Annotated in this window: 16 protein-coding genes; 2 read left to right on the forward strand and 14 right to left on the reverse strand. The window is 70.1% G+C overall.

All coding sequences use genetic code 11. The annotated features are described in order from the left end of the window. Positions 1 to 48: 48 nt before the first annotated feature. On the forward strand, positions 49 to 615 hold the full coding sequence (locus tag EYW49_RS13380) for an invasion associated locus B family protein (protein WP_131310092.1): 567 nt from the start codon (positions 49 to 51) through the stop codon (positions 613 to 615). Between the two features lie 235 nt (positions 616 to 850). Next, positions 851 to 1,120: a hypothetical protein gene (locus EYW49_RS13385; RefSeq protein ID WP_131310093.1), complete on the forward strand. Its 270-nt coding sequence runs from the start codon at positions 851 to 853 to the stop codon at positions 1,118 to 1,120. A gap of 596 nt (positions 1,121 to 1,716) precedes the next feature. Here EYW49_RS13385 and EYW49_RS13390 read toward each other — a convergent pair. From EYW49_RS13390 to EYW49_RS13455, 14 genes are all read right to left on the reverse strand, one after another. Next, complete coding sequence (locus EYW49_RS13390; protein WP_131310094.1) at positions 1,717 to 4,605, reverse strand: caspase family protein; 2,889 nt, start codon at positions 4,603 to 4,605, stop codon at positions 1,717 to 1,719. 138 nt (positions 4,606 to 4,743) lie between these two features. Next, positions 4,744 to 7,299, reverse strand: coding sequence for a trypsin-like serine protease (locus EYW49_RS13395; protein ID WP_131310095.1), 2,556 nt, complete (start codon positions 7,297 to 7,299; stop codon positions 4,744 to 4,746). Between the two features lie 16 nt (positions 7,300 to 7,315). Next, positions 7,316 to 8,128, reverse strand: coding sequence for a hypothetical protein (locus EYW49_RS13400; protein ID WP_131310096.1), 813 nt, complete (start codon positions 8,126 to 8,128; stop codon positions 7,316 to 7,318). 285 nt (positions 8,129 to 8,413) lie between these two features. Further along, positions 8,414 to 8,746 carry a hypothetical protein gene (locus tag EYW49_RS13405; protein WP_131310097.1) on the reverse strand — a complete coding sequence of 111 codons (333 nt, stop codon included), beginning with the start codon at positions 8,744 to 8,746 and terminating at the stop codon, positions 8,414 to 8,416. 53 nt (positions 8,747 to 8,799) lie between these two features. After that, positions 8,800 to 11,103, reverse strand: a complete 2,304-nt coding sequence (locus EYW49_RS23260; RefSeq protein WP_206365467.1) for a serine/threonine-protein kinase — start codon at positions 11,101 to 11,103, stop codon at positions 8,800 to 8,802. Continuing rightward, positions 11,100 to 11,888 (reverse strand): PP2C family protein-serine/threonine phosphatase, encoded by a 789-nt coding sequence (locus EYW49_RS13415; protein WP_131310098.1) that lies wholly within the window; start codon positions 11,886 to 11,888, stop codon positions 11,100 to 11,102. Before EYW49_RS13415 ends, EYW49_RS23260 begins: the two co-directional genes overlap by 4 nt. A 219-nt stretch (positions 11,889 to 12,107) precedes the next feature. Beyond that, positions 12,108 to 12,794, reverse strand: coding sequence for a type VI secretion system-associated protein TagF (gene tagF / locus EYW49_RS13420; protein WP_131310099.1), 687 nt, complete (start codon positions 12,792 to 12,794; stop codon positions 12,108 to 12,110). A 6-nt stretch (positions 12,795 to 12,800) separates the two neighbouring features. Further along, positions 12,801 to 16,379: a type VI secretion system membrane subunit TssM gene (gene tssM, locus EYW49_RS13425; protein ID WP_131310100.1), complete on the reverse strand. Its 3,579-nt coding sequence runs from the start codon at positions 16,377 to 16,379 to the stop codon at positions 12,801 to 12,803. Between the two features lie 98 nt (positions 16,380 to 16,477). After that, positions 16,478 to 17,920: a type IVB secretion system protein IcmH/DotU gene (gene icmH, locus EYW49_RS13430; protein WP_131310101.1), complete on the reverse strand. Its 1,443-nt coding sequence runs from the start codon at positions 17,918 to 17,920 to the stop codon at positions 16,478 to 16,480. After that, positions 17,920 to 19,254, reverse strand: a complete 1,335-nt coding sequence (gene tssK / locus EYW49_RS13435) for a type VI secretion system baseplate subunit TssK (RefSeq protein ID WP_131310102.1) — start codon at positions 19,252 to 19,254, stop codon at positions 17,920 to 17,922. Before tssK ends, icmH begins: the two co-directional genes overlap by 1 nt. A gap of 73 nt (positions 19,255 to 19,327) precedes the next feature. Beyond that, the gene (gene tagH, locus EYW49_RS13440) at positions 19,328 to 20,773 is read right to left on the reverse strand and encodes a type VI secretion system-associated FHA domain protein TagH (protein WP_165498246.1); all 1,446 of its coding nucleotides are present in this window, start codon (positions 20,771 to 20,773) and stop codon (positions 19,328 to 19,330) included. Positions 20,774 to 20,926: 153 nt separating this feature from the next. Beyond that, the gene (locus tag EYW49_RS13445; RefSeq protein WP_131310104.1) at positions 20,927 to 22,621 is read right to left on the reverse strand and encodes a hypothetical protein; all 1,695 of its coding nucleotides are present in this window, start codon (positions 22,619 to 22,621) and stop codon (positions 20,927 to 20,929) included. An 18-nt stretch (positions 22,622 to 22,639) separates the two neighbouring features. Beyond that, complete coding sequence (locus EYW49_RS13450) at positions 22,640 to 23,638, reverse strand: DUF4424 family protein (RefSeq protein ID WP_165498247.1); 999 nt, start codon at positions 23,636 to 23,638, stop codon at positions 22,640 to 22,642. Between the two features lie 152 nt (positions 23,639 to 23,790). Next, positions 23,791 to 25,230, reverse strand: a complete 1,440-nt coding sequence (locus EYW49_RS13455; protein WP_131310106.1) for a tetratricopeptide repeat protein — start codon at positions 25,228 to 25,230, stop codon at positions 23,791 to 23,793. Positions 25,231 to 25,237 lie beyond the last annotated feature (7 nt).

Raw genomic sequence — 25,237 nt, forward strand, 5'->3', positions numbered from 1 at the left:
GTCGCGGGCCGGGACCGAACCGAGAGTGGAATCGAAAAGGATCCGTCGATGCGCCCCGTCATCGTTTCGCTGAGTGCCGCTCTGCTGCTCGGAGCCTTCGGCTCCCAGGCTTCGGCCCAGACCAAGCCCGCCGTTCCGACCCCGGCTCCCGCCACCGCGCCGGCCACGGAAAAGCCGCCGCAGCCGACCCGGACCGAAATCGTGACGTTCGAGAACTGGCGGATGACCTGCAATGAGTTCGCCGAATCGAAGAAGCGGACCTGTGTGGGGCAACTGCAGGCGACCAAGCCGGAGACGGGACAGTTGCTGTTCGGCTGGACGATCGGTTTCAACGCCGAGGGCGTCCTCGAAAGCGCCATCGTCACCTTGACCGGCGTCGCCATCCCCAAAGGTCTGGATCTCCGGTTCGGTCAGGCGGCGGTGCGCAAGCTGTCCTATGCGACCTGTGAGCCGACCTACTGCACCGCCCAGATGCCGATCGACGCCGGGCTGCGCAAGGAGATCGTCGCGGCGGAGGCGGTCGAGGTCGTGCTCTACGGCTCCACCGGCAACAACCTGAAACTGGCGGTGCCGATCAAGGGTATCGAAAAGCTGCTGGCCTCGCTCAAGAACTGAATCCGCGGCGCGGATTACCGCAGTGTGCACGGGGCGTCCGAAAATGGGACGCCCCGTGCCACATCCTCGCCGTCTTTTGGCAGCACCGTCTTGCAATCGATCGTCGCGAGCTACGTTTCGTTCACGTTGCGAATGGAATCCCGCTGCGAATACTCGAATCGCGTGTGTCGAAGAGAGTTTCGTAACCGCCCTGGATCAGGGTGTTTCGTGTTCGATACAGCAATGGAAGACGAACATGTTCAAGAACAACCCGATCCGTACGGCGGTGGTGATGGCTCTGATCGGGGTTTCGACCTCGGGATCGCTGGCTTTCGCCCAGAACCCCACCCAGTTCCCGATTCCGCAGCATCGCCCGCCCGCGGCGGTCCGCGTCTATGGTGAGCCGGTCGTCGTCCCCTCGCCGACGCAGATCACTCCGGCGTTCGCGCCGGCGATGCGCGGCGACCAGCGGCCGACCCGCTGCCGCGGCCTCGCCTGTCCCGGTTACATCATCCTCGGGATCTGAAGGCACAGGACGTCGGCTCCGACGGCCGGAGCGCTGGAGCGCCAGACCAGGCCGCCCCTCGGCGAGGGACGGTGGTCGTTCGATCGTGTCGACGCTCGTCGCTACGCGTTGCCGACGTGTTCGGCGTAGGCCGTTGCGGAACCGTCGCGATCGCTCGGCGTCCCGTTTCCCTCTGAGCCGTGCCGGACCGCGCCTTCGCGTCCCGCATAGCGCCGCGCTTGCGCAAACGATCCCTGGCCCGAGGGTTCCCAGAATGGGCAGTCGCGCGATGCCGACCGACGCGGCGGCGATCGGATCTCGACGCGACGGTGGTGACGCTCGCCCGATGGGCCTTCGCTCTCGATCGCCGCGAGCGATCCGTCCGGGTCTCAGTCGAACATGCTTCGCCGGCCCCGCCGCGATCCTCGGATGGCGCAATGCCCCGGTCGGGACGCCCAGATCCCTCTGAGAAACGATCTCGGCAATCGGGCGGATTCACGCCGATCAGAGGCGCGACGTCCGCCGGGCCAGGGCAGTCGGCTCGAGCTGCCATCCATCTCCGACTTCGATTCCGCACCACTACGGCGGGCGCCGTGGGTCGATGCGCCCCGCCGCGATCAGATGCCCAGCATGGTCGGCAGCTTCTGCTGCGGCTTCGGCGGCTCGGGGCGCGCTTCCGCCTTGGGCTCGGCCTTGGGCTCGGCCCGTGGCGGACGGGGCTCCCTGGGTTCGGCCACCTTGGGCTTCGGCCGTTCCTTCTTCTCGACGCAGCGGCCGTCCTGAACCACCTCGTTGTCGCCGCAGACCAGCGGACAGACGCGCCCCTCCGGCTCGGCCTCAAGCCGCGCCAGCAGCGTCTCGTCGATCACCACCTTGTTGCGGTCGACGCTCTGGCCCCGGTGGCGCAGATAGGTGCGCGCGGCGTCGAGCGCCTGGCTCTCGCGGCGGGCATCGATGGCGCCGTCGTAGCAACCGAGCCGCTTCAGCGCCGTCTCGGCGCGGGTGATGCGGGTCGCCGGATCGATGGTCACCGGCGGCGTCACGTCCGGCACTTGCGGCGGCTTGACCTCCAACGAGGCGAGCACCACCGGCTTCAGGCGGGCGCAGGTGAGAGCGGCGGCGAAGCGGCCGAGCTCCTCGCGCGCGGCTTCGCCGAGACCGCGCAGCCGCTCGACCTCGCCGGCCTCGCGGACGCAGACCTCTTCCGCCGCCTGTTTCTCGCCGCGCAGCCGTTCGATCTCGGCATTGACCGCCTCGAGGACGCGCGGGCATTTGGCACCCGCTGCGAAACCGCTCAGCTTGGCCTCGAGGCCGCGATCGAGCCTGTCGAAGGCCGCCTGTTCGGTTTCGCATTGGCGTTCGGCGGCCTCGCGGTCGCGTTTGGCGGCGGCTTCGGCCTTGTCGCGGGCGGCGGCCTCCTCGCGACGGGCGAGGTCGGCGAGCGCCGTGTCGATGCGGCCACGGTTGTCGGCGCAGGTGGTCTTGGCGACGAGCGCTTGGAGCTCCGGGCGACGACCGGCGGCGGCGAAGCCGTCGATCTGGCCCGCCTCCTTGCGACAGGCCTCCTCTTTGGCGACCCGCGCCGCGGCTTCGGCCTTCTCCTGGGCTTCGCGGGCCTTCTGGGCGGCCTCGAGTTCCTGACGCTGCTTCTCGGCGAGCTCGCGCTTGCCGATCTCGGCGAGCGCCAGATCGACGCGGCCGCGGGTATCCGGGCAGATCGACTTGGCGGCCAGCGCCTGGAGCTCGGAGGCGCGGCCGGCGGCGGTCAGGCTCGTGACCTGCGCCTCGTCCTTGCGACAGGCCTCCTCGCGCGCCAACTTGGCGGCGGCCTCGGCCTTTTCCTGCGCCTCACGGGCCTTCTGCGCGGCCTCCGCGTCGAGGCGTTGCTTGTCGGCGACCTCGCGGGCGGCGATGGCGGCGAGCGCGGTCTCGATGCGGCCCTTCGCGTCCGGGCAGGCGGTCTTGGCGGCGATCGCCTGGAGGTCGGGCCGACGGCCGGCGGTGGCGAGCTGATCGATCTGCGTCTCTTCCTTGCGGCAGGCCTCCTCGCGCGCCAGCTTGGCGGCGGCTTCGGCCTTCTCCTGAGCCTCGCGGGCCTTCTGAGCGGCTTCTGCCTCGAGGCGCTGCTTCTCGGCGGCCTCGCGGCGGCCGATCTCGGCCAGCGCGGTGTCGATGCGGCCGCGGGACTCGGGACAGGTCGCCTTGGCGACCAGCGCCTGGAGATCGGGGCGCTTGCCGGTCGCGGCAGCGGCGTCGATTTGGGCGGCTTCCTTGCGGCAGAGCTCCTCGCGGGCGATCCGCGCCGCTTCCGCCTCGGCGCGGGCCTTCTCGGCGGCCTCACGGGTGGCGAGCGCCGCGAGCGCCTGATCGACGCGGCCGGCCGTCGCCGGGCATTCGGCCTGCTGCTTGAGCGCGGTGAGATCGGCCTTGCCGCCGGCGCCGGCGAGTTCGGCGACCCGGGCGGCTTCCGCGGCGCAGGCCTGTTCCTGGCGTTCGCGCGCCTTGCGCTCGCGTTCGGCGGCGGCGGCCGCCTCCTCCTTGCGCCGCGCTTCTTCCAGCACCTTGCGGGCCTCGTCGAGCACCTGGAGGCGGAAGCGGGCGTCGGGCGCGAATTCCGAGGCCGGGAAGCGCGACAGGAAATCGCGGAAATCGCCGATGTCGCTCGACCAGCGGATTCGCGCCCAGAACATCCGGTCGGATTCGGTGCGGTTGAGGTAATATTCCTCGAGCAGCGAGATGGTGATCTCGGGCGCCTGACGGCCGCCGGTGCTGTCGAACACGTCCTTGGTGACGCGCCGGAACATCTGGGTGATTTCCAGCCCGGGCTCTTTCGACCACTTCAGGAAGGCCCGGGTGAAGGGGCTGTTGCGCGCCTTGCCGTCCTCGGCGACATCGAAGGGGGCGGTGGCGAAGGCGACGATCGAGCCCTGCGGCCGCATCACCCGGGTCAGGCCGCGGGTTTGGCCCTGGGGGGCGGTCGGGGTGGTGCGCAGCGCCGGACGCTCGGTGAAGGGATCGTTGCGGCAGGCGTCGAAGATCATGATGCGGATGCCGGCGACCTTGTTCAGGACCTCGCGGATGTCGTCGGCGGGCAACATGTCGAACTTCAGTGCGTCCTCGTCCTCGAGCGCCGCGTCGGTCGGCATCAGGAAGAAGCGGCCCTGATACTGCAGGGCGTGGCCGGCGTAATAGACCAGCGCCGTGTCGGCGCCGGCGACCAGCCGCGAAAAGTCCTTGAGCACCGGGCGGATGGCGTTCTTCTCGACGTCGGTGCGAATCATCACCTCGAAGCCGAGATCGCGCAGCGTGGTGGCCACGTCCTCGGCGTCGTTCTTGGGATTGGTCAGGGCGACGACGTTCTTGTAGGTCGAATTGCCGATCACCAGCGCGACGCGGCGCTCGGCGAAGGCCGGACCGGCGAAGGCGACGAGCAGCGCCAGGAACGCGAGCGCCGACAGTGCGACGCACCGCCATGCTCCTCGCCCTGCCCTCGCCGCCCTCGACATGCGTCGTTCCCGTTTCCGACCGCCGCAGCGGCGCCCCCCCGAGCCGGCTCCGTCCGAAGCCTAACCCGCCCCCGATCGGCGAGCAATCTCAACCCTGCGACCGAGCGGCGCGACGTCGCGCGCCCCCGATCCGCTCGTTCATTTCGCCGCCGCCTGCCCGTTGCGCGGCAGCACCGCATCGAAGGACCAACCGATCTCGGCGAGCTGGGCGCTGCCCGGATCGAGCGCCTGCAGACCACGGACATGGCGATCGAGGAACAGCAGGCCACCGGCCAGATCGGCGGCATTGCCCGGCTGTTCCGGCAGGTCGATCGCCTGCAGCGGCTTGTCGGAGAGCAGCGCGACCAGCCCGAGCGCACCGCCGGCGGCCGCCCCGGGCGAAGGTTCGCGCAGGCCGGTGAGGGTCACGGTGCGACCCGGCTGGATCAGGTTGACGTCGCGCACCGGCTTGGTCGAGCGGCGCAGCGCGTCGACGTCGGGCCAGATCTGGCGCATCTGGCCGTCCTTGCCGATCTCGATCAGCAGCAGCCAGCCGGGCTTGCGGGTCGAAACCTGGATCGGCGGCCGGGTGCCGGCGGCGCGCGGCGCGGCGAAGTCGGCCTCGAGCTTGACCTCGGCCGGGTTGGCGGCCTTCGGCACGTCGCGGGCCTCGGCGCCGCGGGCGCGAGCGGCCGAGACGGCGGCACCGAGGGCGGCTTCCGACGCGGTCAGTTGCGGCGTCAGGCCGAGCCGGCACAGGGCGCCCAATTCGTCGCAGCGGGCGAGCGCGGCGGCCCGAATGGTCGCGGCGAATTCCGACAGCGTCACTTCGGCCTGGCGGCCGGCGACGAGGCGGCCGGCGCGCAGACCGTCGACCCACAGGCGGGTGAACACGCCCATCGGTTCGGCACCGGTGCGATCGACCAACGCCCATTGATCGAAGCCCGAGCCGGTCCACACCACCGCCCGGCCGGACGGGTCGATGCCGCCGGCAGCACCTTCGGAGAGCTGGATCTCGGCGAGATCGGGCGGCAGGTCGAGCACCGCCTCGACGGCGCGCACGCCGCCGACGTCTTCGGGCTTGGCGCGGGTCGGCCGCTGGAACTCGCGGCGCGATACCGGCGTGGCGTCGAACACCGCGGTCACCGAGCGATCGGCGAGACGGGCGACCACGCGGCGCAGATCGGCGGTGGTGATGGCGCCGCCGACGTCGCGGACCCGGCCCTCGTCGTCGCGTTGCAACGCGAGGTCGATCGGCACGATCACCGGACCGGGAAGGCCGTCGCGCAGCGACGGAAACACCCGGCTCTGGAAGCCCTGGCCGCTGTAATAGAGGAACACCCGGGCGCCGGGGGTCGAGCCCTGGACGATCCAGGCATCGAGCGCCGCCAGGATGTTGGCGCGGGTCGCCTTCTCGTTGGTCAGGGTCATGATCTGATCGCGGCGGAAGCCGAGGGTGTCGACCAGCATCGCCGACACCGCCTCGGCGTCGGCGACCGAGCCGGTGAGGCTCAGGGGATCGATGTAGCCGTCGATGCCGATCACCAGGGCGCGGTCGCCGCGTTCGACGAGCGAGGCGGAGCGGGCGACCGACGAGGGCGTGACCAGTTCGAACAGGGGCGCGGACGGCGCGCCGGCCACGCCGGCGTCGGGCAACGAAGCGACGGCGACCGGCGCGGTGTCGGCGGACAGCCGATGCTCGGTCGACGGCCGGGCGGCGGCGGCGATGGCGTCGCCGGTGATCATGCGGATCCACGGCTCGAAATAGGCGACGCGGGTGTAGACGCCGAATCGGCTCTTGCGGCCGCAGCCTTCGCCCCAGCTGACGACGCCGGCCTGGGCCCAGGCGCCGGAGAGATCGCGCACCATCAAGGGGCCGCCGGAATCGCCGCGGCAGGCGTCGCGGCCGCCGGCGGCGAAGCCGGCGCAGATGTTGCGTTCGTCGATCGAATTACCCTTCAGCTGGCTGTCGACATAGGCGCCGCGGCAGCGGTCGACGTCGACCACCGGCAGTTCGACCTCCTGGAGGTCGGAAGGCAACAGTTCGAGATCGAAATTGGCGGTCTCCTTGACGAAACCCCAACCGACCACCGTGGCGGCGAGCCCCGAAAGATCGTTCTGGCGATCGGCCTCGCCGAGCAGGGCGATCGCCGGTGCGCCGGCCGGGCGTTCGAGTTCGACCAGGGCGACGTCGTTGGCGAAGTCGCCGGGCTGGAAGTCGGGATGATAGATGACGTTCTTGGCCCGCACCGCGCGGCGGGCGAGGTCGTCGTCCTTGGACATCACGGTGGCGAGGTGGGAGCGGCCGGCGACCACCAGGATGTCACGCGCGAAGATCGACTGGCGGCGCGCGCCGGGGCCGGCACCGGCGACGAAGCAATGGGCGGCGGTCAACACCCAGGTCGACGCGATCACCGTACCGCCGCAGTGGGTGCGGAAGCGGCCGCGGCCGGCCGGGTCGGGAGCGTAGATCTCGACCTGTGACGGCCAGGCGCCGTCGGCGGCCTTGCGCCCGCCGACCACGCGGGTGAGCCCCGGATCGGCATCGGCGAGCGGCGTCGGCATCACCGCCGCGGCGGTCGGCGCGGCGGGCTTGGCCGGCGTCTTGCGGACGGCCTCCGCGGCCTCGGCGGAGCCGGCGACCAGAACGAACGCCAGGAGCCCGGCCCCGGCGCGGGCGAGAAGGCGGGAGGGAAGGCTCGTGGCGGGTCTCATCGGTCGAGGCCTTTCATCACGGTTGCACCATCAGGGCACGCGTCCCGACGCGGAGATCGCCCCCATCGACGGCATCGAGCAAGCCCAGGGCCTCGCCGGCGGCGCGACGGCGGTCGAGCCGGCGCAGCGAGCGGACGAAGCCGGAGAGATCGCCGGTGGTCGACAGGACCACCAGATTGTCGGTGCCGGTCGGTGCGCTGGCGTCGAGCGGTACCGCCAGATCGGGTGCGGCGATCACCGTCGGGTCGAGCTTGGTCGGATAGAGCAGAGTGGTGCGGCCGATTCCGTCGACGGAGAAGACCGCCACCGAGCGGCCGGCGACGTCGGAGATCTGCAATTCGACTCGGGCGCCGAGGCGGGCGGCACGGTCGTCGGGCTGCAGGCGCATCGTCTGACCGGCGCGCTGGACGAGTTCGCGCACCCGGCGGATCAGCGCCACCCGGTCGGCGGCGCCCGGCAGATCGGCGCGATCGACGGCGAGGGCGACGACGTCGCCGCGTTCGGAGAGTTCGCCGGAGGCGGGATCCCAGACGAGATCGGGGCGGACGTCGGCGCGGACGAATTCCAGCGGTGCCAACCGCCCCGTGAGCCCGTCGAACACCGCCGGCTCCCCCTTCTTGGGCGCCAGTCGGACCGGCGCCACCGCCGAGGTCGGGCGCGGCGCATCGGCACGCGACGGATCGAGCGGCAGGTCGACGCTCTGATCGGTGACGATGCCGCGCAGCAGCGAGCCGCCTTCGTCGACGACCAGCGGCGCGGCGGCGACGGGCGCGGCCACCGCGAGGGTCCAGATCAGGGCGAAACGAAGGCAGGAACGCCGGTCGGTCATGTCGATCTTCGCTCGATTCCTCAATTCCATCCGTGGATGCGGCGGAATTCTGCGGATTTTACATCCGCCTTGTGGCGACGTCGCGATGGCGCCGACGAGGGCGAGAGCCGTGACGGTCTCGCCCGACGGGAGACGCGGCACGGCCTCGCCGATGGATCGGGACCGCGGTCGCCTAGAGCATGTTCCGATCAGACTGACCCAGTCTGATCGACCAGAACTTGCTCCTCCGAAAATCGGGAGTGGCTTTCGACCTGATGCAATCAGGTCGAAAGCCACTCCGGCGCCTCAGTCGGGCAGCGGCGCGGTGATCTTGAGATGCCAGGCGCCGGTCGGATCGACGTAGCCGGCATAGACCAGCCGGTCCCACTTGCGGCCGATGCCGTCGAACCAGGCGGCGAGTTCGGCGACCGCGGCGCGCAACTCGTCGGTCGGTTCGACCGTCTCGGCGGTCTGGTCGGGCTGAAGGATGGCAATGGTCTGACCGCCGCCGTCGAGCCCGGTGCGCGGCTCGATCGAGACGATGAAGCCCTGCCAGGCTTCGGGAATGATCGCGAAGACTTCGTCGATGATCTTCTGATCGATGGCCGACTGCTCGTTGGGCAATACCGTTTTCGACATGACACGCTCCCCTGACTGAAATGCTCTCGGATCGATGCCGCCGGCCCCCCCGGTCAGCGTTCGACGACGACGTATTGCGCGGCCGCGGCGAGGCGAGCCCCGGTGCGGGCGGCATCCTTGGACAGACGATCGACGAAGCCGGCGGCCGGCTCGGTGGGCAACACCGACAGGCTGGCGAGCGCGGTGGAACTCGAGATGGCGACGAGCAGGCCCGGCTTGCCGCCGCCCTCCCCGCCACGCTCGGCGGCCAAGGTGAAGGACACCGAGGGCTTGTCGCTGCGGGTCGCCGGCGTCACCAGCCGGATGGTGCCGTCGTCGCGCACCAGCACCACCGAGACGTAATCGCCGGCAGGTGCGCTGGCCTGACCGGCCATGGTCTCGCCGGCCTTGACCCGGGCGGCGGCGACTTCGATGCGCGGGCGGGTCGCGGCGTCGGCGCGGGCCTTGGCGAGCAGATCGAGGGCCGGGCACTGGGCCTCGGTGACCTGACGCAGGCGGATGTCGGGTTCGAAGCCGTGCTTGGCGCGGAAGTCGTCGTCAAGCGCCTCGAAGGGGGCGATCGAGCGGCCGTAGCCCTCGGTCACCACCCGGCCCTCGGTGACCGCCACCGGCGCGACGAAGAAACAGTCGCCCCCGGCGTAGGACTGGAGATAGGCCGCGAGATCGGCGGCGCGCACGGTGCGGCGCTGGGCGGCCGCGGCTTCGTCGCCGGCGTCGGGCGTGGTGGCGGCGGTGGTGGTCGGGCGGGTCGACGGCTGGGCCGGCTTCTGTTCGGCGACCGGCTGGGTCGGCTTCTTGTCCGGCGTCACCACGGCGGTGGGCGTCTCGGTCTTGGAGCCCGACATCAGGAAGAAGGCGCCGCCGCCACCGGCCAGCGCCACCACGCCGACGATCGCCGCGACCAACGGCAGGGCCGAGCGCTTGGGCGGTTCGTCACGGGCGGCCGGCGGGGTCGGCGCCCGCGACGGGGCGCGCGGTTCCGGCGCGGCGGCCGGCGGGACGGAGCGCAGCGCCGCGCCGGTGCCGGCACGGGCGACGACGGTGGCGGGATCTTCGTCGATCGGCCCGCGCGAGCGGTGATCGGCCGGCGGGGCGCTCGGCCAGCGCGACGGCGCGGCTTCCGGCGGCGGTGCCGAGCGCTGCGGTTCCCAGCCCGGCGGGGCCGAGCGTTGCGACGGCTCGCGGCCCGGTGCAGCCGAGCGGGCGGATTGGGCGTCCCAGGCGGACGGTCCGGTCGGGCGGTTCGACGCCGGTGCGGCGTCCCAGCCCGGCGGCGCGGAAGGTCGGCTCGACGGCGCCGGTTCCCAACCGGGCGGCGCCGAGGGGCGACGGCTCGGTTCGGCACCCCAGCCGGAGGGGGCTTCGCGCGGCGGCTGCGACGGCGGCTGCGAGCCCGGACGCGCCGAGCCGCCGGGGCCGCCGGTCTGCCAGCGCTGAGCGCCGGGCACGGCGACGGTGCCCTCGGGCAAATCGCCGCCCTGGAAGCCCGGTGGGGCATGGGTCGCGGCACGCTTCAGCCAGGCCGCGACCTCGGCCATCGAGCCGGGGCGATCCTGCGGTTCGGGGGCGAGCATCCAGGCGATCAGCGGCTGCAGCCGCGGGTCGACATGGGACAGATCGGGCACCTTGCGGCGCTTCTCGATCACCTCGACGGGATTGCCGCGCATGTTGATGGCGCGGCCGGTCACCGCTTCGGCCAGCACCAGACCGAGGCTGTAGATGTCGGAGGCGCCGGTGACGTCGCCGCCGCACAGGCCGAGCTGCTCGGGCGAGACGTAGTTGTATTTGCCGGCGAAACCGTCGCCGATGATCGTGCCTTCGGAGCTCTTGGTCTGACGGGCGATGCCGAAGTCGATGATCTTGGCCTGGGCGACGTCGGCCTCGGGAATGATGATGTTGTCGGGCGAGATGTCGCGATGGATGATGCCGCGCTCGTGGGCGACCTGGAGGCCGCCGGCGACGCGGGCGCCGAGGACGCGGACCTCGTCGAAGGAGAGCGGATGCTCCTTCAAGGTGTCGGAGAGCGACCGGCCGCTGACGAATTCCATCGCCATATAGGGCCGCTTCAGGGTCGGATCGACCGAAAAACCGTAATAGCGGACGATCGCCTCGTTGTAGAGCTTGTTCAGGGCGGACGCTTCCTTGCGGAACATCGTCATCGCGGTTTCCGTCTCGGTCACGTCCGAGCGGATCATCTTGATGGCGACTTCGTCGCCGGTCTGGATGTTGTGGCCGCGGTAGATCTCACCCATGCCGCCGGCGGCGATGCCCTGCTGCAGCTCGTACATGTCGTTGAGGCGGGTTCCCGCCGGGAGCCAGCCGCGTCCACCGCCCGCCGTGCCCGGTTCGTTGCTCATGCGCCGACGTCCCAATTGGCCTTGGCCGCGCCGCCGGGATCGATCAACGTCGGTTCACGCCGCTGGGCGCGGGCGACCACCACCGTGACGTTGTCCTTGGCGCCGCGCTCGAGGGTCAGGGCGACCAGACGATCGCAGGCGGTCTGGACGTCGAACTCGGCGACGATCGACGCGATCTCGGGATCGGCGACGTGGTTGGTCAGGCCGTCGCTGCACAGCACGTAGGAATCGCCCGGCTCGACCGAGCCGTTGACGATCTCGACCTCGGGCAGATCAGCGACGCCGATCGCCCTTGTGATGACGTTGCGCCGCGGCCAGTGCTTGACCTCTTCGCGGGTCATGATGCCGCGCTGGACCAGTTCCTCGGCTTCGGAATGGTCGCGGGTGAGCTGGGTCAGCGCGCCGCCGCGGACCCGGTAGATGCGGCTGTCGCCGGACCACAGGCAGGCATAGGAATGGCCGTGGATCAGCAGCACCACGACGGTGGCGCCGACCACCTCGTAGTTGCGATCGCTGGCGATGCGGCGCAGGCGGTGGTTGACCACCGACAGGCGGCGATCGCATTCCGACAGGAGACCGGCGGCGGCCTCCTGCGGCTCGACGGTGCTCAGCGCTTCGACGATCATGGTGCTGGCGAGACGACCCGCCTCGTGCCCGCCCATGCCGTCGGAGACGCACCACAGGCCCGACCCGGCGCGAACCAGGAACGAATCCTCGTTCACCTTGCGAACCTTACCGACATCGCTGGCGGCACCGGACTCGAAGATCAGGCTCGTGTCGGTCATCACCCGCTTCCGCCTCCCGTCGATCGGATCATGATGCGCGGTGCGGTCGTCGGGCAAGACACGATCGAGCCCGCGGCGACCGAAACACGGAAAAAGATCCGGCGTTTCCCCCCGACCTCGCTCCTCCCCCAGCCCCACGCTGGGTGCGGATCGGCGCGGCCGTCTCCAATTCCCGGCGACCGCCGCACGTGGCGGAGCGGCTCCCTGCGCCGTCAGGCCTCAACTGGTCCGGTCGAAACGACCGGTCAGAAATCCTTCGAAATGTGCCGGCTCCGGCAGCCGGTCGCCGCTGACGACCATCGCCGGAATCCCGCCGCCCCCGATCGTCCACCAGAACGTGGCAGTAGCAAGACCGGCGGTTTCGCGCGTCGCGCTCCAGCCGCCGAAGACCTCGTCGATCGACGCCCCGGCCCCGCTCGCCACCAGCGATCCGTCGCCGAGCACCCGCGCGGTTTCCGGCAACGGCGGCGTCGCGCCGGCCTCCGGCAGCGGCAGATCGGCGAGCCGCGCGGTCAGCGTCTCGAACACCACGCCTTCGCCCAGCGCGTCGAGCAGGAGATCTTCGGCGGCGGCGAAGAAGGCCTCGTGACGGTCGCGGAACGGCGGGGCGACGATCTCGCCCTCCTCCGCGGCGAGCATCAGGGTCAGCGGAAAATAGCGGCCGACCCCGTCGACCGACGGCATCACCGCCCCGAGGACGTTGCGGCCGCAATGCCGGGCGCCGATCCAGAACCGCCAGATCGGCGCCGAGAGATAGATCTCCTGCCAGGAGCGGCCGAGCGCCATCCGCGAGGCGGCCACCGATCCCTGCAGCCACGGCTCCCACAGCGGCAGGAATCCCCGCGGCACCGCTTCGGCGATGAAGTCGCGCTTGCAGGGAAGCTTACCGTAGAGTCCGGGACGCATGACGCCTCACTGCAGGGTGGCCGGGCAGTTGAATTCCCGCAGAGCCGGCATGGTGAGCGGGTTGACGAGCGAGTTGACGTTCATGTCGTAGACGAATTCGCGGCCGCTGGCGGAGATGCCGACCTGGACGCCGGCGCCCTTCTTCGACACGCGGGCGCCGTCGAGCACCCGGAACAGGGCCCAGGAGCCGCCCTTCTCGAGCAGCGGGAAGCTGGTCCCGGTGCCATCGGAGATGGCGGTCATGGTGACCCGGCCGAGGCCGATCGGTCCGGGCCACTGCACCGGGGTCGGCGGCACCACCGGCGGCGGGCCGACCGGCGCGGTGCCGAACACCGGCACGGGCGGCACCTGCGGCGAGGCGATCTGGGTGCCGTTGATGTCGAGCTTCACCGTGGTGCCGGTCGGCGTCACGGTCATGGGCTGGACGGCGACGGCGAAGCCGGCCTGGGTGCCGCCGCCCGAGAAGAAGGCGTCCTTGATCATCTGGGCGCGCTGGAATTCGCGCAAGGTCGGCTGCGACAGCATCGAGCCGACCTTGTTGTCGCGCCGCCAGACCCAATCGGGCTTGGAGGTGTCGACGAAGGGGGCGAGATTCTGGGTGAAGAACTTGTCCATCACCCCGCCGGGCGCGAAGATCTTGGAGAAGTCGGCGAGCGGCACCTCCTTGTCCGAGCCCTTGACGAAGGGGTAGCGGCCGGTGATCGCCGTACGGCAGACGCCGGTGACGTTCTCGGCCAGGGCCTTCTGCAAGTCCGAGACGATCGAGGTTGCGACATTGCCCTCGAACTCGTCGGAGGAGGAGCGCAGCAGCTTGTCGAAGGGGCCGGGGAAGCGGTTGGCGGAGGCCCGCATGGTGCCGATCGAGGTGCGGGTCGCCGCGCTGATCTGACCGGAGGCGCCGCTCTCGGTCGCCGCCCCGACCAGACCCTGGTAGATGTCGTTCATGGTGCCGACCAGTTGGTCGACCGGACGGCTGCCGGGGGCGCCGTCGACCATCAGGTAATAGGGCTTGAAGTGATCCTCGATGGCCTTGCCGGCCGAGGCACTGCCCTGGAACACCACCGCCGGCTTGGCCGGGATCGGGTTGCCGGCCGCGTCCTTCTGTTCGGGGGCCTTGCGCTCCCGCGACAGCTGGGTCTGGGTCTTGACCTCGTCGAAGATCTGCTTCAGCGGCGACGACGCCGCCGAGATCGCCGCCAGCGTCAGGAAACGCGGCCGGTCGGTGGTCAAGGGCTTGATCTTCAGCCGGGCCAGCGCCTGATCCCAGGTGGTGATGAAGTCCTTGGAATACATCGCCAGGATGTCGTCGGCGAGGCTGTCGAACTGGTTGGCGACGACGTTCTGCTTGCCGGCCTCGCCGAGCACCCAACGGTCGCGCTCGAGCTGGTCGGCGATCGACGGCAGGCGGTCGATCAGGCCCTGATAGAAGCCCTCGTAGGTGTAGAAGGCCGGGATCACCACGCTGTCGACGCCCTTGCCGTCGGTGGTGTCGAACACCGTGGCCATGTCGGTGCCGACCCGGCCGAGCTGCCAGTCGCGCAGTTTGCCCGAGCGGGCCTTGGTGCGCAGGATCTGATAGGCGCGTTCGGCGACGTTCATCCGCACCAGGATCTGCTGCACGTCGGCGACCATCGGGCCGTTGAGCGGCACGATCAGGCCGGTGCCGGAATCGAGGTCGAGCAGCGACGACAGGTGCTCTTCGAGCGCCTTGCGCATGCCGTCCTTCTCGGGGCCGGGATAGAGATCGCGGGCCCAGTCCTGACGGAACCAGTCGACCACGAAGCCCTTTTCCATCGGGCCCTGGCGGCCGAGCATCAGATAGACCTTGAAGGCCTCGTAGAGGTTGCTGCGGTCGGAGCGCACGCTCTCGGCACGGGCCTTGTCGATGACCTCTTCCAGGCGGAACAGCAGGCGCGGCCGCAGGAAGCGCTCGAGGGCGGCGCGGTAGGAGGTGACGCCGGCGGCGGTCAGCCGCGGCCGCTGCGCCAGACCGAAGGTCTCGCCGATCGGCGTGTCGGCGTCGCGGAACTCGTAGCCGACCGGCATGCGGCGGATCTGCTCGAGCAAGGGCAGCACGCGTTCGAAGCGGCGTTCGTCGATCACTTCCTGGGTGAGCAGCGGCCCGCCCTGGGTGCGATAATCGGCGACGACGTGGCGGGTGTCGGCGATCAGCCGATCGTTGCGGCCGTAGCTCCAGGTCCAGGCGGCGACGGAGGCGATCGATACGAGGCCGAGCAGCGAATAGACGGCGATCTTGAGGAACAGCTGCCGGCGCACCGCCTTGCGGTCGGTGGTCACCCAGGCGGCTTCGCCGATGATCACCTTGGAGATCAGGTCGGCCAGGAAGTAGCTCTTGCCGGCCCCCGACATCAGGCCTTCGCCGAGATTTTCGGCACCGAAGCTCTTGGCCAGGGTGCCGATGATCCGGTCGATCGGCGTGCCCTGCTGAGTGCCGGAAGCGAAGTAGAAGCCGCGCAGGGTGGCGTTCGACTGGTAGCGGGTCGGCTCGAAGATCCGCGACAGGAAGTCGTAGATCGGCTGCTTGAGGGTGGCGAACTGGGCGGGGAAGCCGAAGGAGCGCAGGCGCGCCGCCGGATAGGGCTCCTCCTGGAGGCGATCGGGCAGATGGTCGGTCAGGCGCTCGGCCAGCGCGTCGATCTCGGCCGGGGCCTTGGCCACCAGATTCTCGGTCTTGCGGGTGGCCGGCTCGAAGGTGCAGCCCCACACCGAGCGGCGCTGGAACTCGCCGTAATGGCCGAAATATTCGATGAAGCCGGCGACCAGATCCATCTTGGTGAAGATCACATAGACCGGGAAGTCGATCTTCAGGCGGTCGTGCAACTCGGCGAGGCGCGCGCGCACGGCATTGGCGTGGGCTTCGACCTCGGCCTGTTCGAGCGTGATGATGTCCTGGATCGAGATGGCGACGATGACACCGTTGATCGGCTGACGCGGGCGGTTCTTCTTCAGGAGGTCGAGGAACGACGACCAGCTCTTGTGATCGGCCTGGGCGTTGGAATCCTGGGTGGTGTAGCGGCCGGCGGTGTCGATCAGCACCGCGTCCTCGGTGAACCACCAGTCGCAATAGCGGGTGCCGCCGACGCCGGCGATCGCCGCCGGCGACTGGCCACGGGCGAGTGGGAAGTTGAGGCCGGAATTGACCAGCGCGGTGGTCTTGCCGGAGCCCGGCGGGCCGATGATGACGTACCAGGGGAGGTCGTAGAGATAGTCGCCCTTGCCGCTCGACGAGGTCTTGAGCGTGGCGAGCGCGTCCTTCATGCGGTCGTCGAGGACGTCCTTGTCGCCCGGATCGTCGGCCGCGGCGGTGGCGCCGGAGCCGCCGGACCCACCGGTGATGCCGCTCGACAGCGCGCGCACCTGCTTCAGGCGGCCGACCAGATAATAGATGCTCCAGCCGAGTGCGATCGCCCCCCAGAAGGCAACGCCGATGCCGCGGACGATCGGGCTCTCGAACGGGTACCAGCCGGCCAGCGCCAACAGCGGTCCGGCGTACCAGATGACCGCCGCGACGGCCATGACGCCGCCGAGGATCGCCGTCATGTTCAAAGTGAGCAAACGACCCATCGTCTCGTTCCGTTCCGCGCTTGGCATCCGTCGGGAGGTGACCGCCCGCGGCGGGGTGGTCGGCGCCGCGCGGCCGAAGGGACGCGCGGCGGGCGTGTTCAGTCGGCTCGATCGATCCAGATCTCGACGCGACGATTGCGCGCCTTGTTGTCGGCGGTGTCGTTGGGGGCCACCGGCTCCTGCTCGCCGCGGCCTTCCGGCTTGAGGCGGGCGGGCGTCGAGAGGTTGGCGCCGAGCAGCAGCGAGACCTGCTTGGCGCGTTCCAACGACAGTTCGAAGTTGGACTTGAAGCGGCCGCCCGGATTGACCGCGACGTTGTCGGTGTGGCCGATCACCAAGATCGGGCCGGCCTCCTTCTCGAGCATCTCGGCCATCCGCTTGGCGAGCGGACGCAGCACCGGCTTGACGTCGGCCTTGCCGGATTCGAACAGGAAGTTCGAGCCGACCCGGATGATCACATGGGTGCCGACCGCGTCGGCCGAGATGTCGCCGGAGGCGATCTCGGCGGCCAGCGTCGATCGGATGCGCTGCATCTGGGTGAGCGGCCCGGTGGTGACCACCGGCTCGGGCGGAGGCGGCGGCGGAGGCGGCGGGGGCGGCACCGGCGCCTTGCGCAGCAGCGCCATCTGGGTCGGCGGATGGAGACCGACGACCTCGGCCGCGGCGACTTCGGCGCCACCGCCGAGCAAGGTCAGATAGGTGATGTAGAGCGCCGACAGGCCGGCCAGCAGCACCGCCGCGACCACCCACACCGGCACCCGCAGACGCCCGGCCTGGGAGCGCAGGGCGAGGCCGCGCCAGCGCGGCGACAGGTCCTCGGGCGGCGCGCGGCGCACCGACTTCAGCACTTCATAGACGCGCTTCTGGATGTCGTGCAGTTGCGCGGCGCCGTTCTCCATGGTGCGGTACTTGCCCTGGAAGCCGAGCGCCAGACAGGCGTGTTCGAGCTCCAGCAGTTCCACGTTGTGGAGCGGATCGGCGATCGACTTGTCGACCTCCTGGAAGAAGCGGACGCCGCCGATGCGCTCGCCGAAGAAGCGGCTGAGCATCGAATATTGCGCCCAGACGTGGCGATCTTCCGACGGGATGTTCTGGACGATGTCGTCGGCGGTGGCGCACAGCACGTATTTGGCGGCGTTGGTCTGGGCGTCGTCGATGCCGGCGGCCCGCACGTCCAGTTCGAACGCCTTGAGGCTCTCGGCGACGTGTTCCATCAGTTCGGCGAAGGAGGCGCGCATCAGAGCGATGCGCAGGCGGCCGAGCAGCACCAGCATCGGGCCGGCGGCGCGCATGATCGGGTTCTGATGCGGCACGATCATCTGATCGCGCTTCAGCATCATCGGCCGGGTGACCACCGCCGGGCCTTCCGGGGTCTGGCGCTGGACCAGGCCCCAGTCGTCGCGCGGGGTCGGAGCCTGCGGCGCCGCGGGGGCGGCGCCGGGCGGGGGGGCAGCCGGCGCCGCCGGCCGTCGTCCGCCCGGGTTGGGCCGGAAAACGGTGCGGTCGCCGCGATCGGAGGTGTCGAACGGATCGTCGGCCATCAGCGGTCTTCCAATATCGCCCAGAGTTCGAGACCCAATCCGGGCCAATCACCCGAAAAGTGCATGCCGATCGACGTCGCCGTGGAGAATTCGGGCCACAACGGCGACGTCTTGTCCATGTAGAAGTACACATGGTCGGTGATGGCCCGGATCTGCGACGGCGGGGTCGGCAGATGTACCAGCGGAACACCCGGAAGATGGGTATGAACGATCTCGTTCATCTTGGTGTTCGGGCCGATCTTGAACAGCTGCGGGAACTGCTGCTGGATGTCCCCGAGCGGACGGGCGGCCGACACCTCGAGCACGAAGGTCGCGTTGCGGAACAACGACCGGTCGCGGATGACCGAGATGAAGGCATTGGCGGCGCGCTCGACGATCTCCAGCCGGATGGCGCGGCGGCCGAGGCGGGCGGAGAGATAGTCCTGGATGTCGCGCAGGAGCGGCGCGAAGACGTTCTCCAGGTCGTCGTGGTCGTAAGGTGCGTAGTCGCGCACCCGGCGTTCGCGCGAGGCGAAGGTCGCCAGTTCCCCCGACAGGCGCAGCAGCTCCTCGTAGAGCCGCTCCGGATGGACGTAGCCCGAGCCGCGCATGTGCTTGAGCACCGGGATCGAGCGGTTGAGGAGCTGCAGCATCAGGTAGTCGATGCTCTGCAGCCCGCCGCCGGCGGTGGGATCGGCGGCATAGCGGGCGAGTTCCTCGAGCTTGGTGTCGACCCAGCCGATCACCCGGTCGATCCAGCCGTCGACGGTCGGATGGGCGGCGCAGACCAGCAGCGGCGGCACGAACTTGTCGTCGAGCACCACGGTGCGGTCGCGCACCTCGAGGATGCGGGCGATGCCGAGATTGACGAAGCCGGGCTTGGGCGTCTTGCGCACTTCCAGGGCGAAGCGCGGATGGGCGATGTCGATCTCCTCCTCGAGCCGCAGGTCGGCGGAGGAATCGATGAACACTTCGGAGCCGACGAACCAGCGCGAGCCGCCCTCGACGTCGCGGTAGGCGACCTCGCGGGTGTTGACCGCGGCGAGCGGCAGAGTCAGCCAGACGATCTGTTTGGCGGCGGCTTCGGGCACGTCGACCGGTTCGGGCAGCGGCGCGTCGGCGGGCAGGTCGAAGGGCACGCCGTCGGGCATCACACCGGCGGCGCGACGCAGACCGAAACGCGACTGCTGGGCGAGGTCACGATCGACCTCGAGCGCCGCGAAACCCCAGGGGTAGGGCGTGATGCGGCCGACCCGGGCCTCCACCAGCCGCTCGTGATAGCGCTCGCTCTGCTGGAGATGCTGGGGCTTCAGAAACAGCCCCTCGGACCACAGAACCTTGCTGTACCAAGACATGCGCCCGCCCGTTTGGTGCTCGAAGGCCTCTCCCCCGCCCCGCCCGCAACGGGGCGACGCACTCTCCGCAATGTCACTTCTTCTTCATCGACGCTCCGAGGCGATCATAGCAATCGGAAAAATACCGCATGAACAGCCCGACCATACCATCTTCGTTGCGAAGCGTCTTCGCCTGCCAACGTGCGACGAACTGATCCCAAAGTCGACTCTTGCGCGAGCCGATCAGTGACGCGACGCCGCGGTCGCCCTCGGTGGCGTGCTCGATGGCCGCCGGGTCGAGGTCTTCCATCAGCATCTTGAGCGACTGCTGCATCGCCGCGAAGGTGCGCAGTTGATGATTGGAGAGATCCTGGAAGCTCTCTTCGAGCGCCTCCTTGCCGTCCATGTAGCTGCGCAGGCGCGGTCCGAAGATCAGGCGCAGGGCGTCGTCGACGGTCGGCGAGAATTTCAACGGGTTGTTGTGGGTGGCGCCGATCATGGTGTGCTCGCCGGAGCGGAAGGCGCGCTTGGTCTCCGAGCGCGCGGCGAGCAGCGCCATCATCTGTTCCACGACGATGCGCGTCATCGCCCCGACGTCGCGCAGCACCTCGTCGGGATCGCGGCGCAGGAAGACGTCGGGCGACACCCCCGCGCCTTCGGCCAGCGCGGCGAGGGCGTCGGTCGAGGCGGGCGCGGCACCGCGCGGCGCCGGCGCGGCGACGGGCGGTGCGGGTGGTGGCGGCGGCGGTGGCGCGAATTCGGGCGTCGGGGCCGGGGCCGGTGGAGGGGCGAATTCGGGCGCCGAAGCGGGCGCCGGCGGCGGGGCGGCGGCCCATTCGCCGGTCGGGGCCGAATCGGCCCAGATCGGGCGGGCGGCGGGCGGCGGCGCTTCGTCGAAGACGCCGGCGGGGACCGACGGTCGGGCCGGCGCGGGCACCGGCACGGCCATCGGCGGCGGCGCGGCGGCGGGACCGCTCCAGGCGTCGTCGGCGCCGCCCCGGCCGGGCGCGTCGAAGGGCGAGGGTCCGCGCGGCGCCGGGATCGGCGCGGCATTGACCGAGGGCAGATCGGCGGCCCAGTCGAGGAAGTCGGCCTGGACCGGGCGTTCGTTGCGGTGGATCAGATCGGAGCGTTTGCCGGGAGGCGCGGCGCCCTCGGCGTCCCAGAAGTCGCCGCTGGCGGCGTTGCGGAGCTGCGGCGTCGGCGCGACCTGACCGCCGGGATCGTCGATCTCGGCGACCACGATGTAGTTGCCGATCAGCAGCCGGTCACCGTTGGCGAGGCGATGGGGACCCTGCATCCGCCGATCGCTGCCGTTGACGAAGGTGCCGTTGGTCGAGACGTCGGTGAGCATGTAGCTACCGTCGACCCAGCGCACCTCGCAGTGCTTGCCGGAGATGAAACGGGTGGTGTCGGGCAAGGTCCAGTCGAGATAGGGATCGCGGCCGATGTCGATGCCGCGCCGCCCGGTGAGGCGGATGCTCAGCGGCCCGCCGTCGGGAAGGCTGGTCTCGTTCTCGATCCTCAGAGTCAGCGCCATCCGTCCAACATCCCCGAAACGCAGCGGAAACTCCCTTTGGAGAGTCATGCTACGAGAGGCGGATCGCGACAAGCCCCTTTCCGCGACGGCGATGCGAGAAGCACGCAACGGCGATCGCCGCGGCGCTGCGGCGCTCGGCTCACTCCCCGTCGCTCACTGGTCTTTGAGAGCCTTGTAACGCACCGGCTGGTAGCCGCGGGCGAGCAGCACCGACAGAGGGTAGACGTTGCGGCAGACCCGGCCGTTGCAGCCGCCGGTCGAGGCTTCGAGCACTTCGGCCTTGCGGTCGGGGGTGAATTTGACGAACAGCATGACGTGCGAGCCGGGCTTGTTCAGCGCGTCGCCGGGCTTCAGCGACCACGGGTCGGCCAGGACTTCGGTGATCGAGGGGATGTCGGCGGTGGTGTACTGGCGCTGCAGACCCCAGCACTGCGACACGAAGGCCGAACAGTCCACGCCGACCACGTCGCGGCGCGGATTGTCCTTAGTGCACCAGTTGCCGGCCAGCGCGCCGCGATCGACCTGGCGCTTGAAGGTCACGAAACTGCCGAAACAGCCCCAGCAATAGGGGACGCCGCGGACTTCCTGGCCGACCTTGCCCTCGAGATAGCCGGGGCGGCGGGTGCGGTCACCGAAGCCGGTGCATTGGGTGTCGGGGTTGGGGCCGTAGTTCTGCGGCGTCACCGTCCACTTCAGACCTTCGAAGGCGAGGCCGATCTGGATCGCCCCGAGGCGGGTGCCGGGGCGCACCGCGGTGATCACCGCCTGTTCGGCGGCGGCGTCGCCGGGGCCGGCGAGGACCGGCGCGGCGCCCTTGGCGACCGGCGGCGAATCGACGATGCCGCCCTTGGGGGTGCGCCGGGCGAGGTCGAGGATGCCGACGCCGGTCGAATCGGACTTGAGATAGAGCACGTCGCCGTTCTCGGCGATGGTCACGAAGCGGCGCGACGGGAACTGGTCGGGGCCGATCGGCAGGTCGTAGATCGCATCGAGGCGGCCGCGGCCGTCGTAACGCGCGACATAGGCGACCGAGGCGCCGTCCTTGGTCGGCGGGATGTTCTCGGTGAAGACGTAGACCCCGCCCTTGGCACTGACGTCGAGGATCTCGACGGCGCCCAGGCGGTGCTTCACCTTGACCTCGAAGCGATGGAGGTTGAGCGGATCGTTCTGCGCCCGCACCTCGACCACCGCGCTCTTGCCGTCCTTCTTGGGCAGAATCTCGATGTCGACCGGGCCGAGGCCGTGGGAATTGGCGAATTGCTTGATCGGCGTGTCGAAGGCGTCGGCGGACGCCGCGCGGCCGGCGGCGCTGACCACCTCGGCCTCGCTCGACGGGGCCTGGGAGCCCATCTGGGCGAAGGCCGAGCGGGTGACGTCGTCGACCGCCGAGACGGCACGGGCCGCCACCGGGCCTTCGCCCGACTCCTTGGTGTCGAGGGCGTGGACCTGACCGTCCCAGACGTAGAGCCGATCCTTGATCGCCACCAGATCCTGGGGAATCAGGTCCTCGGGCAGTTGCAGCGCGTCGGGCGCGTCGACCGGTTTGCCGCCGTCCATCGACAGGATGCGGCCGTTGACCTGATCGAGCAGATAGATGCGGCCGTCGCGGCCGGCGTAGATCGCCGAGGGGCCGGTCGGCTCGACGTCGCCGTTGCCGGGAGTGACGCCGATCGAGTTCTTGTCCGAGCCCAGTCCGAACTGGCGCAGCACCTTGGGCTGCTGCGCCTCGGCAGCCATGGCGAACAGGCCGGAGACGAGCAGCGCGGCCGCGACCACCCGGCCCGCCCGCGCGAGGCCGGCCCGCGCAAGGGAGGAGGAATTCCGAAGAGTCCCGTCACTCGCGTTCATCGCATCCTCACAGCAGGCTCACTTCTCGCCGAGATCGACGAAGAGGATGGACAGATCGTCCTTGGGCGTGAAGTCCTTGGCTTCCCAGACGAGGCTGGTCGGGCCGATCTTCGGGGGCGCCCCGGCAAAACAGGTGGCGACCAGCGTGTCGGCGCGCGGCTTGTCGATGGTCAGGCGGAAATTACCGATCGGCCCGCCCCAGCCGGCCCCGGCGCCGAGCGCGAAGCCGACGCGGCGCTGCATCAGCGCGGTCGAGCCGCCGCCGGCCTTGCGTCCGGCGACCAGCGCCTTGCGCAGCGCCGCCTCGCCGGTCTTGTCGAGGCAGACGCCGGCGCGCCCTCCGGCGAGGCGATCGAGGGTCGCCTCGGTGAGGAGGTCGCGGCCGACGATCGGGCGATAGTGATGGACGATCCGCACCGCCTTGCCGGCCGGGAAGGTCTGCATCCAGTGGAAGGTGGTCGAGACGGTCCAGGCGAGGCCGGTCGGGGCGCCTTCGAGCCACACCGCCAAGCCGCGCTCGGCATAGAAGCCCTGCTTGGCCGCCGGCAGCTTGGCCAGGGCCTCGCGGGCGCGGGCGCCGACGTAAGGATTGAGCGCGACGCCGTCGGCGACCAGACGATCGGTGACGTCGAGGCCGAGCACCGAGGCGCGCTGTTCGGCCTGCGGCTTGATCCGGCGGCCGTCGACGTCGACGGTGAAGCCGAGGAAATCGACCGGATCGCCGCCGTCGCGGGCCTCGAAGATCTCGGAGTCGGCCGGTGACAGCACCGGCAGCGGGAAGGCCACCAGGGTGGTGACGTCCTTGTCGCCGGCGTTGAGGAACTCATAGGCGATGTCGATCGCCTTCTCCGAGATGTGCAGATCCTCGGACTTGACGGCCACGCCGGCATTGGCGGGCAGGACCAGACCGCCGGCGACCAGTTCGGGGGTCGACCCGTCGGCCGCCGCCGGACCGGATGCCCAGGCCGTCGCCACGACCGCCGCCAGAACCACCGCCCGCACCCGTGCCGCCGTCACGATCCACCTCCCGGCCCCAGCCGATCGTCGTCGTCCACCCACCTCGAGACCTGCGCGGTCGCGACCGCTCGCTCCGGTCTGCGGCCTGGCCCGGCGGTCAATCCGCGAGCCCCGCGCCGCGCCCGGCAACGGACTGAATTCGTAACCAGATTTCATGGCTTCCTCAAGGCGACGACGTAGCCCTGGACGGGCCGGCCGCCTTCGGTTCGCAAGGCCACGTCTTCGCGCGCCAGAACCGCGAATCCGGCGCCGGCGGCGACCGCGTCGAGATAGGCGGCGGTATGGGCGTAGCGGCCGTGGCCTTCGTGGAGGCGATAGGGACGGCCGTCCTCGGGTGGGAGGCTCTCGACCGTGAACAGCACCAGACCGCCGGGTTTCAGCGCCGTGGCGGCGGCGGCCAGGACGTCGGCGAGGGCGCCGAAGTAGCACAGCGTGTCGGCCGACAGCACCACGTCGTAAGCTACCGGACGCTCGGCCATGGCGGCGGTGATCTCGGCCTTGTCGAGGCGATCGTAGATGCCGCGCAGCTTGGCCTTGGCCAGCATGCCGCCGGACAGGTCGAGCCCGTCGAGGCGAGCGGCGCGCTCCCGCACGAGGGGCCCGACCAGGCCGGTGCCGCAGCCGGCGTCGAGGATCGCCGCGCCGGCGAGATCCGGGGCGACCCGGCCGAGCAGTTCGGCGATCGCTTCGGGGGCCTGATAGCCGAGGCTGCCGAGGGAGGAATCGAAGCTCGAGGCGTAGCTGTCGAAGATCCGTTCGACATAGGCGTCGGCGGCGCGCTCGGGGACGTTCTCGCCGGTCACCGCGGCAAAGTGGTGCTGGGCGTCGGGATCGTCGGGGTCGAGGGCCAGCCAGTCGCGCGCCACGGTCTTGGCCTGCTCGTGCTCGCCCATGGTGGTCAGCGCATAGACCAGCAGCTTGCGCGCAGTGCGCTCGCCCTGATTGACGGCGATCGACTTCCAGAAATAGGAGGTCGCTTCGGCATCGTTGCCCTGGCGATGCAGCGCTTCGCCCATGTTGCGGTAGGCCTGACCGAAGCCCGCTTCGAGCGCGATGGCGCGGCCGAACAGGTCGGACGCCGCGGCGTAGTTGGAGCGGCTCATCTCGATGGTGCCGAGATTGTTGAGCACTTCGGCGGACTCGGGGTTGGCCTCGAGCGCCTGACGATAGATCCGCTCGGCTTCGTCGATGTGGCCGGCGTGGCGCAGCAGCAGCGCGATGTTGGACAGCGCCGACAGGAAGTCGGGCACCAGCTCCAGGCACTTGAAATAGGCGGCCTGGGCGCCGTCGGAATCTTCGACGCACAGGAGGAGATTGCCGAGATTGTTCCAGGCGTGGACGTTGTCGGGCGCGACCGCCACGGCGCGGCGGACGAGCTCGATCGCTTCCGGCGTCTCGCCGAGTTGGTGGCGCAGCAGGCCGTAATAGTGCAGCGCGTCGGGATGGTCGGGGAACTCGGCCAGCACCGCCTTCAGCACCCGCGCGGCATCGTCGAACCGACGCATCCGCATCGCGCCGAGCGACCATTGGACGGCCTCGTCCGGCGTGCCCTCGCGTTCGATGAGCGGGGTCTTGGGTTGGGGTTCGACCATGGCGGCT

Origin of the sequence: Siculibacillus lacustris (genome assembly GCF_004328075.1) — a bacterium.
Classification (GTDB): domain Bacteria; phylum Pseudomonadota; class Alphaproteobacteria; order Rhizobiales; family Ancalomicrobiaceae; genus Siculibacillus; species Siculibacillus lacustris.

Bases quoted from the DNA above. Each gene is read 5' to 3' on its own strand.
- EYW49_RS13455 (WP_131310106.1), bottom strand. From the start codon at position 25,230: ATGGTCGAACCCCAACCCAAGACCCCGCTCATCGAACGCGAGGGCACG.
- EYW49_RS23260 (WP_206365467.1), bottom strand. From the start codon at position 11,103: ATGAGCAACGAACCGGGCACGGCGGGCGGTGGACGCGGCTGGCTCCCG.
- icmH (WP_131310101.1), bottom strand. From the start codon at position 17,920: ATGGCCGACGATCCGTTCGACACCTCCGATCGCGGCGACCGCACCGTT.
- EYW49_RS13400 (WP_131310096.1), bottom strand. From the start codon at position 8,128: ATGACCGACCGGCGTTCCTGCCTTCGTTTCGCCCTGATCTGGACCCTC.
- EYW49_RS13385 (WP_131310093.1), top strand. From the start codon at position 851: ATGTTCAAGAACAACCCGATCCGTACGGCGGTGGTGATGGCTCTGATC.
- EYW49_RS13380 (WP_131310092.1), top strand. From the start codon at position 49: ATGCGCCCCGTCATCGTTTCGCTGAGTGCCGCTCTGCTGCTCGGAGCC.
- tssK (WP_131310102.1), bottom strand. From the start codon at position 19,254: ATGTCTTGGTACAGCAAGGTTCTGTGGTCCGAGGGGCTGTTTCTGAAG.
- EYW49_RS13390 (WP_131310094.1), bottom strand. From the start codon at position 4,605: ATGTCGAGGGCGGCGAGGGCAGGGCGAGGAGCATGGCGGTGCGTCGCA.
- EYW49_RS13415 (WP_131310098.1), bottom strand. From the start codon at position 11,888: ATGACCGACACGAGCCTGATCTTCGAGTCCGGTGCCGCCAGCGATGTC.
- EYW49_RS13445 (WP_131310104.1), bottom strand. From the start codon at position 22,621: ATGAACGCGAGTGACGGGACTCTTCGGAATTCCTCCTCCCTTGCGCGG.
- EYW49_RS13405 (WP_131310097.1), bottom strand. From the start codon at position 8,746: ATGTCGAAAACGGTATTGCCCAACGAGCAGTCGGCCATCGATCAGAAG.
- EYW49_RS13395 (WP_131310095.1), bottom strand. From the start codon at position 7,299: ATGAGACCCGCCACGAGCCTTCCCTCCCGCCTTCTCGCCCGCGCCGGG.
- tagH (WP_165498246.1), bottom strand. From the start codon at position 20,773: ATGGCGCTGACTCTGAGGATCGAGAACGAGACCAGCCTTCCCGACGGC.
- tssM (WP_131310100.1), bottom strand. From the start codon at position 16,379: ATGGGTCGTTTGCTCACTTTGAACATGACGGCGATCCTCGGCGGCGTC.
- tagF (WP_131310099.1), bottom strand. From the start codon at position 12,794: ATGCGTCCCGGACTCTACGGTAAGCTTCCCTGCAAGCGCGACTTCATC.